General features: G+C 59.0%; 12 protein-coding genes. 6 read left to right on the top strand and 6 right to left on the bottom strand.

Going from position 1 to position 14,542, the window contains the following annotated elements:
- Positions 1–16: 16 nt before the first annotated feature.
- The 5 genes from LEPTO7104_RS0118975 to LEPTO7104_RS0118955 form a co-directional block, all read right to left on the bottom strand.
- Positions 17–592: a TMEM175 family protein gene (locus LEPTO7104_RS0118975; RefSeq protein WP_026072853.1), complete on the bottom strand. Its 576-nt coding sequence runs from the start codon at positions 590–592 to the stop codon at positions 17–19.
- A gap of 85 nt (positions 593–677) precedes the next feature.
- A complete protein-coding gene (gene purF / locus LEPTO7104_RS0118970; RefSeq protein WP_017300166.1) occupies positions 678–2,195 on the bottom strand; it encodes an amidophosphoribosyltransferase in 1,518 nt (505 codons plus the stop codon).
- Between the two features lie 349 nt (positions 2,196–2,544).
- Positions 2,545–4,941: a phosphoribosylformylglycinamidine synthase subunit PurL gene (gene purL / locus LEPTO7104_RS0118965; RefSeq protein ID WP_017300165.1), complete on the bottom strand. Its 2,397-nt coding sequence runs from the start codon at positions 4,939–4,941 to the stop codon at positions 2,545–2,547.
- A 148-nt stretch (positions 4,942–5,089) separates the two neighbouring features.
- Positions 5,090–6,124 (bottom strand): adenylate/guanylate cyclase domain-containing protein, encoded by a 1,035-nt coding sequence (locus LEPTO7104_RS0118960; RefSeq protein WP_017300164.1) that lies wholly within the window; start codon positions 6,122–6,124, stop codon positions 5,090–5,092.
- A 137-nt stretch (positions 6,125–6,261) separates the two neighbouring features.
- The gene (locus tag LEPTO7104_RS0118955) at positions 6,262–6,921 is read right to left on the bottom strand and encodes a DUF3120 domain-containing protein (protein WP_225887015.1); all 660 of its coding nucleotides are present in this window, start codon (positions 6,919–6,921) and stop codon (positions 6,262–6,264) included.
- 506 nt (positions 6,922–7,427) lie between these two features.
- Between LEPTO7104_RS0118955 and LEPTO7104_RS0118950 the strand changes: the two genes are divergently transcribed.
- The 5 genes from LEPTO7104_RS0118950 (at position 7,428) to moeB (ending at position 13,681) form a co-directional block, all read left to right on the top strand.
- Positions 7,428–8,342 carry an undecaprenyl-diphosphate phosphatase gene (locus tag LEPTO7104_RS0118950; RefSeq protein ID WP_155523697.1) on the top strand — a complete coding sequence of 305 codons (915 nt, stop codon included), beginning with the start codon at positions 7,428–7,430 and terminating at the stop codon, positions 8,340–8,342.
- 41 nt (positions 8,343–8,383) lie between these two features.
- The gene (locus tag LEPTO7104_RS0118945) at positions 8,384–9,841 is read left to right on the top strand and encodes a TIGR03279 family radical SAM protein (RefSeq protein ID WP_017300161.1); all 1,458 of its coding nucleotides are present in this window, start codon (positions 8,384–8,386) and stop codon (positions 9,839–9,841) included.
- A 205-nt stretch (positions 9,842–10,046) separates the two neighbouring features.
- The gene (locus tag LEPTO7104_RS34540; protein WP_017300160.1) at positions 10,047–11,840 is read left to right on the top strand and encodes a TolC family protein; all 1,794 of its coding nucleotides are present in this window, start codon (positions 10,047–10,049) and stop codon (positions 11,838–11,840) included.
- 52 nt (positions 11,841–11,892) lie between these two features.
- Positions 11,893–12,432: a M67 family metallopeptidase gene (locus tag LEPTO7104_RS0118935; RefSeq protein WP_017300159.1), complete on the top strand. Its 540-nt coding sequence runs from the start codon at positions 11,893–11,895 to the stop codon at positions 12,430–12,432.
- A gap of 76 nt (positions 12,433–12,508) precedes the next feature.
- A complete protein-coding gene (gene moeB / locus LEPTO7104_RS0118930) occupies positions 12,509–13,681 on the top strand; it encodes a molybdopterin-synthase adenylyltransferase MoeB (protein ID WP_026072851.1) in 1,173 nt (390 codons plus the stop codon).
- Between the two features lie 80 nt (positions 13,682–13,761).
- On the opposite strand, the gene LEPTO7104_RS40240 is transcribed toward moeB, so the two are convergent.
- Complete coding sequence (locus LEPTO7104_RS40240) at positions 13,762–13,911, bottom strand: hypothetical protein (protein WP_155523696.1); 150 nt, start codon at positions 13,909–13,911, stop codon at positions 13,762–13,764.
- A gap of 62 nt (positions 13,912–13,973) precedes the next feature.
- Between LEPTO7104_RS40240 and LEPTO7104_RS0118925 the strand changes: the two genes are divergently transcribed.
- A complete protein-coding gene (locus LEPTO7104_RS0118925) occupies positions 13,974–14,534 on the top strand; it encodes a hypothetical protein (RefSeq protein WP_017300157.1) in 561 nt (186 codons plus the stop codon).
- Positions 14,535–14,542 lie beyond the last annotated feature (8 nt).

The raw sequence follows: 14,542 nt of genomic DNA, 5'->3' as shown, positions 1-14,542 counted from the left end.
CCAAAAGCCTAAAACCCTAAGACATCAGCGTTTTTTCGATGCGGCGGTCAGGTATCATCCACATCACCGCCACCAAAATATAGAGCAGCAGAGCCAGCCAGGTTTTTAGAAACGCCAGGGGAATGGCGATCGCATAGATTACCACCGACACCTTGCCCTTCCAGTCGCGCCCCAGGGCGATCGCCAGCGCTGACTGTCGCCCTTCGCAGGCAATTAGCGCCTGGGTGAGCACAAAATAGGCCACCCCCGACAGCAGCAGCACGGCGCCGTAGAGCGCCACAGGCAGCGCCGAAAAGCTGTTCTCCCCCATCCACCCGGTCACAAAGGGAACCAGAGACAGCCAAAACAGCAGGTTTAGATTTGCCCACAGCACGCTGCCGTTAACCCGGCGCACCGCCTGGAGCAAATGGTGGTGGTTATTCCAATAAATCCCGATATAGACAAAGCTGAGCACGTAGCTCAAAATCACTGGAATCAGCGGGCGCAGCGCCCCCAAATCCGCCCCGTGGGGTACTTTTAGCTCTAGCACCATAATCGTAATGATAATGGCGAGCACCCCGTCGCTAAAGGCCTCCATTCTGCCCTTAGTCATCGTTTATCCGCTCCCTTTAGCTGGGTTTGACATCAGCCCCAGTCCGTTAAGCGGATAGTATTCTAAGCAAGCCTATTAATCAACGTCAGGTGGCCACCGGCTCTTTTAGCTCAAACTTGAGCTTGGCTCGTTTAAAGGGCTCAGGAATTTCCACCGGGTAGCGGCCTGTAAAGCAGGCGGAGCAAAAGCTGGTGGGATCTTGGTAGGTGGTTTCTAACATGCCTTCCCAGCTCAGATAGGCCAGCGAATCGACGTTGATTTGCTTTGCAATCTCCTCTAAAGACTTAGTGGCGGCAATGAGCTGATCTTGGTTGTCGGTGTCGATGCCGTAAAAGCAGGGGTGAGTAACTGGCGGTGACGAGATCCGCATGTGGACCTCAATCGCCCCAGCATCCCGCAGGGCCTGCACAATCTTGCGGCTGGTGGTGCCTCGCACAATTGAGTCATCCACAATCACAATTCGCTTGCCCTCCAGCACGTCTCTGAGGGGGTTGAGCTTCATGCGAATGCCCACTTCCCGCATCGACTGGGTAGGCTGAATAAACGTGCGCCCTACGTAGCGATTTTTGATCAGACCCTCGGCGTAGGGAATCTTGGACTGCTGCGAAAAGCCGATGGCGGCTGGCACCCCTGAGTCGGGGACCGCCATAATCAAATCCACATCGGCGGGGGCCTCTTTTGCCAGCTGGTGACCCAGGCGCCGCCGATAGCTGTAGAGACTCTCGCCGTTGACAATGCTGTCGGGGCGCGAGAAGTAAATCATCTCGAAGACGCAGAGCTTGCGCTGCGTCGCCTCAGCCCACTTGTGCGAGCTAATCCCCTCAGGGGTGATCCACACCAGCTCGCCCGGTTCAATGTCGCGCACGTAGGTCGCGCCAATGATATCGAGGGCACAGGTCTCTGAGGCCAGCACATAGTGGGCGGGCTGCCCCACCTCAGGAATTTCGCAGCCCAGTACGCCTAGCACCAGGGGCCGAATGCCCTGCTGGTCACGGGCACCCAGAATGCCGCTGGGGGTGCCAATCACTAGACTAAAGGCCCCATAGCAGCGGTTGAAGGCTTTCTCTGCCGCCTTGACCCAGTCGGCCCCGTCGTTGACGGCCTCAGCCAGGGCAAAGGCAATCATCTCAGAGTCGGTGGTAGTGATCAGGTCATGGTTGCGATCGAGGAGTTCTTCGCGCAGGTCGGCGGCGTTGACCAGGTTGCCGTTGTGGGCCAGGGCGAGGTCGCCCAGACGAGTGGGCACCACAGCGGGCTGAGCGTTGCAGACATGGCTAGAGCCAGTGGTGGAGTAACGGTTGTGCCCCACCGCAATGTGCCCCGACAGCTCCTGCAAAATCTGATCGTCAAAGACCTGAGAGACTAGCCCCATGTGCTTATAGCAGTGGCTACCCGAGGCATCAAACGTAGCAATGCCCGCCGACTCCTGGCCTCGGTGCTGTAGGGCAAACAGGCCAAAGTAGGCCAGTCGAGCCACTTCTTCGTCAGGGGCGTAGAGGCCGAAGATGCCGCAGGCTTCTTCAGGCTTATCGGGGCGGTCCAAAGCGGTATCTTCGCAGGACTGGTAGAACTCGTCGAGGAAAGATTCAGAGGGGAACGTCATTGGTGGTGCGGGGTGGCTTTAGGAACGCGATGGCAAAGGAGCAGAACGTCTCAACACATTTGGCTGCCGCATTTTGCCTTCAATGCGAGCCCAGCTTCATCATAGGGTGAAGGATTTCAGGGTGGTATTAGAAACTACCGAACTTCCCTGGCCTATTTAATAGTTCCTTAACATGTGACCGATCATAACACCTGTAGCCTTCCCGTCCGGGGGTAGACAAGACGCGAGGCCCGCGCGCCGGGAACAGAAGGCTACAGCCCTGAATCGGGATGGGCGATGGGCGCAGCATTGCCCTGCAGCTGAACCGTCCCTTGGGTGCCAGCGGTGACGGAAGCGATCGCCGCGATCGCTACGCCAGGACAGCGACGTTGCCAGCTAGCCGTTGCTCAATGGCGGTGTGCCAGGTTTGAGATAGGGCGTCGACCCGGTCGGCAATCAGGGATTGGCCATCCTGGGTAGTCAGAGTTAAGGCGTCGCCCTGCACGGTGCCAAGCGGCTGCCAGGCATCGACCAGGCGATCGCGCAGGTAGGCTTCCCACACCGCTTGGTCGTCGCGGCCAACCGAAACGACAATTCTGGCGCCGCCCTCGCCAAACAGCAGCCGATCCCACCGCTGGCCCGACTGGTCAGCCCCAGCGGAAAGCTGAATCTTGGCCCCGCGCCGCCCGCTGATGCAGGATTCAGCCAAAGCGACCGCCAGTCCACCCTCGGCGCAGTCGTGGGCCGAGCGCACCCAGCCCTGGGCAATGCCGTGGCGGCAGGCCGCCTGCACCTGCTTCTCCAGGGCCATATCAATAGCCGGGGGGTGGCCGGTAGCGGCGCCGTGAATGGCGGCCAGGTACTCTGACCCTCCCAGGGTCACCAGAGGGTTTCCGCCCACCGCAGCAACCGCCGTTTGCTCGAGAGAGACACCTAACAGATAGATTAAGTCCCCATCGTGCTGCCAGCCCTGGCCGCAGGTATACGCCAGGTCATCGATCAGCCCCACCATGCCAACTACCGGGGTAGGGTAAATAGGCTGGGGGATTCCCTGACTATCGACGGTTTCGTTATAGAGAGACACATTGCCGCCGGTCACAGGGGTTTCAAACTCCCGGCAGGCGTCGGCTAAGCCCCGGCAGGCTTCGGCTAGCTGCCAGTAGCCGATGGGCTTCTCAGGGCTGCCAAAGTTGAGGTTGTCGGTGACCGCCAGGGGCAGCGCCCCGACGCAGCTAAGGTTGCGGGCGGCTTCGGCCACGGCGGCCTTAGCCCCCTCGTAGGGGCTGAGATACACGTAGCGGGCGTTGCAATCGACGGTTGCGGCCAGCCCACGGGTAACTTTGCCTGGCTGATATCCCGGTACAGTCTCCAGCGGACGCAGGCGAATGACGGCGGCATCGCCCTGGCCGGGGTACTGCACGGTGTTGTTTTGTACCTGGTGGTCGTACTGGTGGTAAATCCACTGTTTAGAGGCGATCGTGGGCTGGCTGAGGAGTCTGTGCAAAATCTCAGTCCACGAGACTTGCCCAGCGTTAGCCAGAGCGATACCCGAAGCGGAGCAGGCTGGCAGGCTGTTTTCGCTCCAGGCCCAGGCTTTTTGGGCGTAGTCAGGCAGCTCGGAGAGCAATTCTCGGTGATAAATAGGCGTATTTTCCGCCAGGGCCAGGGCCGGAATTTCAGCCGCGATTTCCCCTTTAAACAGAATCCGCACAATGGGATCCTCAATGACGCTGCCGGCCACCACCGCGTGGAGGCCCCAGCGCTCGAAGATCTCGATGACCTCAGCTTCTCGCCCGGCGACAACCACAAACAGCATCCGCTCCTGGGATTCTGACAGCAGGTATTCGTAGGGCACCATGCCCGTCTCGCGCACCGGAATCAGGTCTAAATCTAGCTCGATGCCGACCCCGCCCTTGGCGGCCATTTCGGCGGTAGAGCAGGTAAGCCCCGCCGCGCCCATGTCTTGAGCCGCTACGATCGCGCCCGTCTTAAAAGCTTCGAGACATGCCTCTACCAGCGATTTTTCCAGAAAAGGATCTCCCACCTGTACCGCCGGGCGATCGGCTTCCGATTCATCGGTGAGTTCGGCACTGGCAAAGCTGGCTCCGCCCATGCCATCGCGGCCCGTAGTTGAACCCACATAGACCATCGGGTTACCCAGGCCCGCCGCCCCAGATTTGACAATATCGGGGGTTTCCATAATCCCGATCGCCATCGCATTCACCAGGGGGTTGCCGTTGTAGGCGGCGTCAAAATAAACTTCGCCCCCCACGGTGGGCACTCCGAAGCAGTTGCCGTAGTGGGCAATTCCCGACACCACCCCCTGGCACAGGCGGCGGGTGCGGCTGTCGGCTAGATCGCCAAACCTGAGGGAGTTGAGCACCGCGATCGGGCGCGCACCCATGGTGAAAATATCGCGCAGAATGCCCCCGACACCAGTGGCCGCCCCCTGGAATGGCTCTACCGCCGAGGGGTGATTGTGGGACTCAATTTTAAACGCCACCCGCAGGCCATCACCTGCATCGATTACGCCAGCGTTTTCCCCCGGCCCCACCAGCACCCGTGCTCCCTCGACGGGAAACTGCTTGAGCAGGGGCCGCGAGTTTTTATAGCAGCAGTGCTCAGACCACATGACCCCAAACATCCCCAGTTCGGCTCGGTTGGGATGGCGGCCCAGCCGCCGCACGATGTCATCGTATTCGTCGGGCTTGATGCCCTCGGAGGCAATCTCTGTGGGGCTAAAGGGGGCAGTAGAAAAGGCCGTCATACTCGCGTTTGAAACGTTGCCTACCGATCTTAGCCCTAAGTCGCCCATCGACGCGGCGAAAACGCGGCAGCCGTGCTAAACCTCAGGCCGATCGCCCCCACAGCCCGGACGAGGCGAGTCGCCCTGTAGTTAAGCCCTATCCGCCCGACTACAGCGCCTCGGCCAGGAATCGGTCCAGGTCGGTAAAGGTGCCCGCTCGGGTAGTGATCGGGCCTTCGTAGCCCTTCATCTCTACGGTGAAGCGCTTGAAGTAGCGATCGCCGCCCTCAGCCAGATCGCCCGATCCGACTTTTAGGGCACCGGCCTTGGGGGCAGCAATATTTTGCAGGTACTTGTAGGTGGTTTCACCCATGGCAATGTCAAGTCCCAGGTGCTTGGTGGATGACTCAAGGCGAAAGGCCGCATTCACGGTGTCGCCCAGGGCTGTGTAGTCGGGGCGATCGCTGCTGCCGGTGTTGCCCACCATGGCGTAGCCAGTGTTGATGCCGGCCCCAATCCGGAGCGGAAAAGGGAGCGGGAACTGCTGGTGAAGCTGCCCCGTCATAGCAGACAGGGTACTGACGGCCCGCAGAATTTGCACAATACTGGCATCGTCAGCTCCCTCGGGGCCGTGGATCCAAACCGCCATTACCGCATCGCCAATGTACTTGTCGATCCAGCTACCGTACTGGCCAATGATTTCTCCGGCACGACGAAACCAGGTGCCAATCGCCTCAGAATGGATTTTTTCGTCGGTCTGACGGGTCATGACCGTGAAATCGCGAATGTCCACCACCACGACCGAAATCAGCTGGCGCAGGTGGAGCATAGCCGTAGCCGTAGCCTCCCGGCGGCGGGCATTGCTGATGGCGGCATCGGCGGCTGGAGAAAGGTCCACTGGCGAGAAAAATCGCAGCTCGGTTTGGCCAAAGGTCAGCAGATCGCCATCGTGCAAAATAACGGGTACGCTCACCCGCCGTCCGTTGACAAAAGTGCCGTTGCGGCTGCCCAGATCGATCAGATAAAACCTGTCGTTATCGGTGCCCTGAAGCATGGCGTGATTGCGAGAAATCCACCGATCGGGCAGGACAAAATTGTTGTCATCGCCGCGGCCTACGGTCCAGTAGTTGCCGCCTACCAAAGACAGCTGGCGATCGCCAGAGCCAGTTTTGAGCGCAAGGTAGGGGCCAGAGGAAAGAGTCACGACGGTAAGGCTAAAGGCATAGACCAGAGCGATTCAACAAAATCGCTCGAACATCAGACAGCAGCAGCGGCAGAGAACCCCAAGATCATCCCTGAACTGCCCCCATTATGCCAGAGATGCCTACCGCGTAACGCAGACTAGGCCAGAGCCGCCGTCAAAAAGAAGAGACCGTCGACGATTAGCGTGCTAAACACAGCTCCGCCAAAAGCCCACCAGGCCAGCTGGCGGGAGGTGGTCACCGCGATCGCGGTCGCCACCAGCAGAAATAGGACCAAAACTATGGCTCGGCAGGCAGCCACGTCCGTTTGCAGCGTAGCGCTGGCAGCCCGCAATACCAAAGGTGCCGTGTCCGGACTGATCGCCATCAGCTGCCGCCAGGTGGGAAACAAATGCATCCAGTTGATATAGAGATCGGTAACCGCTGTACCCAGAAGAGATCCCAGAAAGAAGTAGCTGCCCACTCTACCCCATCCGCCCATCAGGCAAACCAAAGCAATAGGCAGCCCCAAGGCCTCAATCGGCAGATGGACCACAGGCTCCCACCGAAACCAGCCCCAGTACAGCGAGCCAGTCAGCCAAATCCAACCAAAGCCAACGATCAGATCGCCCCAAAGCTGCCAGGCGGGCCGCCTCATCAACCAGACACCCAACCCTAGCCAGAGCAGCGTCATGCCCAGGCTAACCCAGGGAAAGTAGCGCACCAGGGGTGCCTGCACAAACACCGGCAAAATGACCAGGCCCAGCGCAGCCCCAAACACCTGGATTTGAAGACTAGACCGCGCGAGCCAATCGCTCACCGGAGTCAGCCACGGCAATATCTCCTTAACTGAAGCAGAACTGTAGGAAAGACTCAAGGGAATTCTGAGGATTGGGATTAACTATTGTTAACATAACATGCCCCAGGGGGGCATTGACTGAGCCAGGGGGCAATTGCCCGGCAATGAAGATTCTCTTTAGATTTACAAAATTTATAATTTCCCCAGCCGTGGATTAAGCCTGCAAAAAGGCAGTAGCTTACCCAGCACCATCCCAGTTGCCCCTCCTAGAATGCGGAGGGAGGCCCAGGGGAAGCCCTGCAACTGCTTTACTGAAATTTAGTGTACTTACTTTAAGATATTCAGGCAGCCCTCCCAGGGAGGAGGTAAAGCGATTGAGCCGACCCTTTGCTCAGATACTTCAGGTCTTGGTACTTGAGATCTGGCGAGCCCGTTGTGGGTGGTCTTAGGGTCTGGGGCAAACTCGTGCGGTTTTGGGTCTACGCCAGGTCTGTAGAGTTACGTTTTAATCCCTATGGTTAAACCCTATGAATAGTCTGATCCCCGATCTAGCGACAACGTTGGCTCAAGTGGGCAATCCCCCGCCTACCGCTTCCATAGAGCAGATGAATCTGTTCCAAGCTATTGTGATCGGCATCGTGCAGGGGCTGACCGAATTTTTGCCGATCAGCAGCACAGCCCATGTCAAGATGGTGCCGGTGGCCCTGGGCTGGGGCGACCCCGGAGTGGCTTTTACGGCGGTGATCCAGCTGGGCAGCATTGCGGCCATCATCTGGTATTTTTGGGACGATCTGCGCCAGGTCACCATGGGCACCATTAGAGCCGCCATGACCGCCAACTACGGCTCTTCAGACTTTCGCATGGGCATGGGCATTCTGTTGGGTACGCTGCCTATTTTGGTTGGGGGGCTGCTCATCAAAGTGTTTATTCCCGACTTTGACAATTCGCCTCTCCGCAGCAGCGAAACGATTGCAATCGTCTCCATCGGGATGGCGTTGCTGTTGGCCATTGCCGAGCTGGTCGGTACCCGAAAGCGCACCTACGAGAGCCTGAGCCTTAAAGATGGAGTTCTGATGGGATTGGGCCAGACCCTGGCGCTAATTCCGGGGGTTTCGCGATCGGGGTCGACCCTTACGACAGGTCTATTTATGGGGCTAGAGCGCGCCACTGCTGCCCGGTTCTCTTTTTTGCTAGGAGTACCTGCCATTACCCTAGCGGGTTTGGTCGAGCTAAAGGGATTTTTTGACGGCAGTATGGGTGCTGTCAATCTGGTATCGCTGATGGCTGGGCTAGCGGCGGCGCTGGTGTCGTCTTATCTGGCAATTTTTTGGCTACTGCGGTTTCTAAAGCAGCACAGCACCTGGGTGTTTGTGTGGTATAGGTTGGCCTTTGGGGCGGCAATTTTGCTGGCTTTGGCCACTGGGAAAATGCAAAACATCTAAGATAGGGAAGCACATTTTGCGCCCCTAAGGCCTGGTTAGCTATGGCTACGTTGGCAATTCGCCCCGCCTGTATTACCCGCGTGCTGCCGGGCTCTATTGCTGAAGAAATTGGCTTTGAACCCGGTGACGCCCTGGTTAGCATCAATGGGCAAAGGCCGCGCGATTTAATTGACTATCGCTTTCTCTGCGCCGATGAGGATTTAACCCTCGAGGTGCTGGATACCGGCGGCAAAACCCATCGCATTGACATCGAGAAAGATATTGATGAGGACCTGGGGCTGGAGTTTGAAACCGCCCTGTTTGATGGGCTGATGCAGTGCAACAATGCCTGCCCCTTTTGCTTTATTGACCAGCAGCCCCCCGGCAAACGGGGCACGCTTTACCTCAAAGACGATGACTACCGGCTGAGCTTTCTCTACGGCAGCTACCTGACGCTGACCAACCTGCTGCCCCAGGAATGGGAGCGCATTGCCCAACTGCGGCTGTCGCCTCTATACGTGTCGGTGCATGCGACGGAGGCGACGGTGCGATCGCGCCTGCTCAAAAATTCCAGGGCAGGGCAAATTCTTGACCAACTCGCCTGGTTTCAAGCCCAGCGCCTGCAAATTCACACCCAGGTGGTGGTCTGCCCCGGCATTAACGATGGCCGCCACCTGGAGACCACCCTGCGGGATCTGGCCCGATTCCACAGCGGCGATACCCCGGCGGTGGCCTCGGCGGCGGTGGTGCCTGTAGGCCTCACGCGGTTTCGCCCTGAGGATGACGAACTTATGCCTGTTACCCAGGCCCTGGCCCAGCAGGTCATTGCCCAGGTGCAGGCGTTTCAGCACGATTGTCGGCAGCAGTTCGGCACAAATTTCGTCTGGCTGGCCGACGAGTGGTTTCTGATTGCCCGGCAGGAGGTACCCGCTGAAAGTCACTACGAAGACTATCCTCAGCTGGGCAATGGGGTAGGGTCCATTCGTCAGTTTCTCAAGGCGTTTGAGCAGTCGGCTGAGGCTTACCTGCCCGCAACTGTCAGCCCACCCCGCACCCTGACCTGGGTAGTTGGCAATGCCGTAGAGCACGCCTTTCGGCCCATTGTCGATCGCCTCAACCAGGTGCCGGGTTTAACGGTACACCTGGCCGCCTTGGCCAGCGACTACTGGGGTCGCGACATGACTGTAACCGGGTTGCTCACGGGCCACGATCTACTGCTGGGGCTGGGCGGTTTAGGGAGTGCTCAGGCATCGGCTCCAAACGAGAGCGGGCCCAGGCCGCCAGCGCTGGGGGATGCCCTGCTGCTACCCACGGTTATGCTCAAGCCCAGCGACTCTGGCGATCCCCAGGACACGCTGTTTCTAGACGATATGAGCGTAGCAACGGTGAGCCAGCGTCTCAGCTGCCCAATCTTGCCTATAGATGACACCGACGCCCTCGTAAAAGCCTGCTGCGGCGATCTGCCAGGCCATCAGTTTGCCAACCTGCAGCCCGCCGCCGGCTACTGGGCACCGTCGTGATTGTACTAAACCGTTTAGTTTGCTAAGCTATGGGCGGGAAAATTTTGCCCGCAGTACTGCGGCTCGGCGGGAGCGCTCTAGTTCTGGTTAGCAGGTTGGATTCTGCCAGGGCTGGCTAAACTAATCGCTGATGCCGATATGCTAAAAAGCTGAGGCAGGAATTTCTTTTTCCCCGCTGGTGACTCGTTTTCGCTATTGATAGCCCATGGTGTCTATGCTTTACTCCTACAGCCGCCGCCTGATACCCCTAAGCTTAGGCATTACCCTATCCGGTTGGTCCACTGCGGGGCTGGCCGCCCCCGCCCCTAGTATTCAGGATTTGAACCCCCAGGCCGAGGCCGGGACAGTTGCCCCAGAAAACTCTGATTTGCTGCCAAAGTTGACGATTGTGCCCCCTGCCGAGAGTGAAAATACCCTCACGGCCCAGGCCAACACCCCAGCTCTAGAGCCGGGCGAAGAGGCTATGCCGCTGTCGAGCGAGGGTAACGATGCCCCGAGCAATAGCACGGCACCCGCTGGGGGGGAGAACATGGCACCCGCCGATCAGCTATCCAGTCCCGTCATTCCCCAGTCCGATCGCCCTACCAGCGAGGGGTTTGATACTCCGCCCGACTACCTGAGCCCGGCCGCTAACCCCCTGCTGTTGCCAACTAGCCCGGACGAGGTCGAGATCTTAGGCACCCAGCCCATTTCCCTGGAAACGGCTCTTGACGTGGCTTACCGGAACAGCGAAGATTTGCGCTCAGCCTTGCTTCAGCTCGATCGCAGCCGGGCCGGATTGCGCGCAGAGCAGGCTTTGCTGTACCCCACAGTTGACCTCAGCGGCAGCGTTGAATCCAGTACTAGCAACCAATCTTCTTTTGGGACGGGCGGCAACTCAGTTGACACGACCCTCTCAGGGGGCATTCGCACCGACTACGATCTGGGGCTGTCGGGGGAGCGCTCAGCCCGAATTCGGGCGGCAGAACGGCAGGTGCGTCTGTCGGAGTTACAGGTGGAGCAAACCCGTGAAGACCTGCGGCTGAATACCACCACCGACTACTATGCCGTGCAGGAGGCGATCGAACAAATTCGGATCAACCAGGCGTTTTTAGATGCCGCCGAGCGCAACCTGCGCGACACCCAGCTGCGGGAAGAGGTGGGTGTCGGCACTCGTTTTGATGTTTTGCAAGCCGAGGTGCAGGTGGCCAATGCCCGGCAGACCTTGACCCAGGCGGTCAGCCAGCGGCAGATCTCCCAGCGGCAGCTAGCGCGGCGGCTGAATATACAGCCTTCTATTGATCTGACGACGCTGGCGGTCGATATCGCCGGAGCCTGGCCGCTCTCCCTGGAAGAGAGCATTGTTCTGGCTTACCAAAACCGAGCTGAGCTAGAGCAGTTTTTAGTTCAGCGAGAGTTTGACGAATCCCAGCGCCAAATTAACTTAGCCTCGGTGCGTCCGGACTTGGGCCTGTTTGGGCAATACCAGGCCCAGGGTTCACTGAACTCCTCATCGAGCTTCAACAGGGGCATAAACGATGGCTTCTCAGTTGGGGCTCAGCTCAGCTGGCGGCTGTTTGACGGCGGTGGGGCAGCGGCCAGAGCGCGTCAGAGCGACTTCGATATTCAAACGGACGAATCAGATTTCGAGAGCGCCCGCAACGATATTCGCATTGCGGTTGAAGAGGCGTACTACACCCTGGTGTCCAATCAGTCGAACATAGACACCGCCTCGGTGGCCGTCAACCAGGCCCAGGAAGCTCTGGATTTGGCCAACCTACGATTTAACGCCGGGGTTGGCACCCAGCTGGAAGTCATCAATGCCATTCGCGATCTGACCGAAGCCCAGGGCAACCAGGTGACGGCGGTGCTCGATTACAACCGTGCCCTAGCCCGCCTGCAGCGAGCGGTCAGCAATTTGGATAGTCCTGTCAGTGAGGATATCCCGGCCGCTGGAAGCCCGCCGAGCAGCGGCAGTGAAGTACAGCCTGCCGCCGCGCCCTCCAGCACCACTCCCTGAGGCACGCATTCTGTTACCGCCGCGATTCCCCTAGCCCTTGCCCTCTGCTGCCATGACCGGCCTCTACCTCGCCCCTGACCGCTACCGCGCGATCGCCCGGGCGGCGATCAACAGCTACCCAAAAGAATGCTGCGGGCTGCTGGTAGGTCGGCGGGGGCAGGGGGCGATCGCGGCGGCTGAACCCGACTGCCGCACAGTGATTGAGGTGGTCGCCCTAGAAAATGCCTGGGAGCCCTCGCTGCTGGGCTATACCGATGCCCAGGCCGCTGCAGAGGCCGCCGCAGAAAACCGCCACAGCGATCGCGATCGCTACTGGATCGACCCGGCTGATCTGCTGGCAGTGCAGCGATCGGCCCGAGGGCAGGGACTCGAGATCATCGGCGTTTACCACTCCCACCCTGACCACCCGGCGGTGCCCTCAGAGTGCGATCGCGCCCTGGCCTGGCCCGTCTACTCCTACGGGATTGTGTCAGTGGTGCAGGGCCAGGTCGTCGATTTCAAAAGCTGGCGACTCAATGACCAAAACCAGTTCCAGCCCGAGCCTGTGAAGATGCTTGGAGCATCTGCCAACAAAGCCCCATTCTTGGCCTAAGCTGGGATGATGTGTGATTTCGGTATTGCCCCGTACCGTTTCCGTTGCCACCCATCACATTGCCGATCTGGAGACCATGCTCAATCCTAATCTAGACGATATTCAGCTCACTAAGGAGGAGTACGAACGCTACTCCCGCCACATTATCCTGCCCGAAGTGGGCCTCGACGGGCAGAAAAAGCTCAAGGCCGCCAGCGTGCTCTGCGTGGGCACGGGCGGTTTGGGTTCACCGCTGCTGCTGTACCTGGCCGCCGCTGGCATTGGCCGCATTGGCATCGTTGACTTTGACACAGTCGACCAGTCAAACCTGCACCGCCAGGTAATCCACAGCGAGTCGTGGGTGGGCAAGCCCAAAATTGAGTCGGCCAAAAGCAGAATTCTCGAAATTAACCCCCACTGCCAGGTCGATCTCTACGAAACCCGTCTCAGCGCCGAGAACGCCCTAGGTATCTTCGAACCCTACGACGTGGTGGTTGACGGCACCGATAATTTCCCCACCCGCTATCTGGTCAACGATGCCTGCGTACTGCTGAACAAGCCCAACGTCTACGGCTCTATTTTCCGCTTTGAGGGCCAGGCTACGGTGTTCAACTACCAGGATGGCCCCAACTACCGCGATTTGTACCCCGAACCACCGCCGCCAGGGCTGGTGCCCTCCTGCGCGGAGGGGGGGGTGCTGGGCGTCCTCCCCGGCATCATTGGCGTCATTCAGGCCAATGAAACCATCAAGGTAATCTTGGGCACGGGCAGCACCCTCAGCGGTCGCCTGCTCCTCTACAATGCCCTTGAGATGACATTTAGAGAACTAAAACTGCGCCCAAATCCGGTGCGGCCCGTCATTGACAAGCTGATCGACTACGAAGAATTTTGCGGTATACCCCAGGCGCGTATGGAAGCTGAAAAAGAGCAGGCCAATCTTGCCGAAATGACGGTGACCGAACTCAAGCAGGTGCTCGACAGCGGCGCTGACGACGTGCTGCTGCTCGATGTGCGCAATCCCAACGAGTACGAAATTGCCCGCATTCCCGGCTCAGTGCTGGTGCCCCTGCCCGACATCGAAAACGGCGACGGGGTCGATAAGGTTAAGAGCTTGCTCAACGGTCATCGCCTGATTGCGCACTGCAAGATGGGCGGGCGATCGGCTAAAGCCCTCGGCCTGCTCAAGCAGCACGGCATTGAGGGCACCAACGTCAAGGGCGGCATTACCGCCTGGAGCCAGGAAGTCGATCCTTCGGTGCCCGAGTACTAGACCGAGCAAGCTGGCAAAATGCCCCGATGGGAATGTTTCCATCGGGGCATTTTGTTTACGGATAGTTAGATTACGGATAGTCAGACTACGCCAGCCATCTCCATCCGCGACTGGCGAGACATCTGCTCCCAAGGAATCTTGGGGGGAGAGGCGATCGAGATGGTTCGTTCTAACCCAGAGTTGTTATCATCGGGCACGGGTTCCTGGAGAGGCAGGGTAAATGATGGCATGGTTTAACCGTAGTTTGGGGGGCACGTTGGCCCCAAAAAGCGAGTCTATAGGCCTCGCCCTTATGGGTGGAGCGCTGACCTGCGCCACCTTTATTTTTGCTGCTCTCCCCGCCTGCGCGATTCCGGGGCAGACTGTCACCCTAGCCGAGTCGTGGATTCGCAATAACCCCACCCTCAAACCGGCTCCCAACGAGCGCCTGACGATCAATCGCCTGGCCGCCCCTGGTCAGCGGTTTACCTTTCAGGCGTCGGTTTTTGCCGTTGGTGAGGCCGCACCGGCCCAAAATCGGCTTCAGATTCGCACCGAGCGGTTTAGCCTGGTCGATTACGCCAACCCAATTACCCCAGACCGCCTCGATGAGTCACTGCGGGCTATCTATGGGCAAGCACTCTTCAACGACTACCGCCAGGCCGAGGTGCTGATGCGCTATCCGCCGCGGGGGGCCAGAACGACTCCGACAGATAACCCCAACCTGGTGCTGCGAGGTGAAGTCCGCGAGGGCGAACAATTTGCCTACTGGCAAGAGATCGCCTACGATCGCGCTGGCAATGCCTATCTGGGCCGTATGGCTGTCTTTCTCAAGGCCGATCTGCCCGCCCTGCAAGCCCAGCTGAGTCCCTAGGGAAACGC

Source organism: Nodosilinea nodulosa PCC 7104 (assembly GCF_000309385.1).
Lineage (GTDB): Bacteria > Cyanobacteriota > Cyanobacteriia > Phormidesmidales > Phormidesmidaceae > Nodosilinea > Nodosilinea nodulosa.
This window is presented reverse-complemented; position numbering and strand designations above follow the sequence as displayed.

What these genes read in the sequence shown, in the direction of transcription:
- LEPTO7104_RS40240 (WP_155523696.1), bottom strand. Translation starts at nt 13,911, where the DNA reads ATGCCATCATTTACCCTGCCTCTCCAGGAACCCGTGCCCGATGATAAC.
- LEPTO7104_RS0118950 (WP_155523697.1), top strand. Translation starts at nt 7,428, where the DNA reads ATGAATAGTCTGATCCCCGATCTAGCGACAACGTTGGCTCAAGTGGGC.
- purF (WP_017300166.1), bottom strand. Translation starts at nt 2,195, where the DNA reads ATGACGTTCCCCTCTGAATCTTTCCTCGACGAGTTCTACCAGTCCTGC.
- moeB (WP_026072851.1), top strand. Translation starts at nt 12,509, where the DNA reads ATGCTCAATCCTAATCTAGACGATATTCAGCTCACTAAGGAGGAGTAC.
- LEPTO7104_RS0118935 (WP_017300159.1), top strand. Translation starts at nt 11,893, where the DNA reads ATGACCGGCCTCTACCTCGCCCCTGACCGCTACCGCGCGATCGCCCGG.
- LEPTO7104_RS34540 (WP_017300160.1), top strand. Translation starts at nt 10,047, where the DNA reads ATGGTGTCTATGCTTTACTCCTACAGCCGCCGCCTGATACCCCTAAGC.
- LEPTO7104_RS0118975 (WP_026072853.1), bottom strand. Translation starts at nt 592, where the DNA reads ATGACTAAGGGCAGAATGGAGGCCTTTAGCGACGGGGTGCTCGCCATT.
- LEPTO7104_RS0118925 (WP_017300157.1), top strand. Translation starts at nt 13,974, where the DNA reads ATGGGTGGAGCGCTGACCTGCGCCACCTTTATTTTTGCTGCTCTCCCC.
- purL (WP_017300165.1), bottom strand. Translation starts at nt 4,941, where the DNA reads ATGACGGCCTTTTCTACTGCCCCCTTTAGCCCCACAGAGATTGCCTCC.
- LEPTO7104_RS0118945 (WP_017300161.1), top strand. Translation starts at nt 8,384, where the DNA reads ATGGCTACGTTGGCAATTCGCCCCGCCTGTATTACCCGCGTGCTGCCG.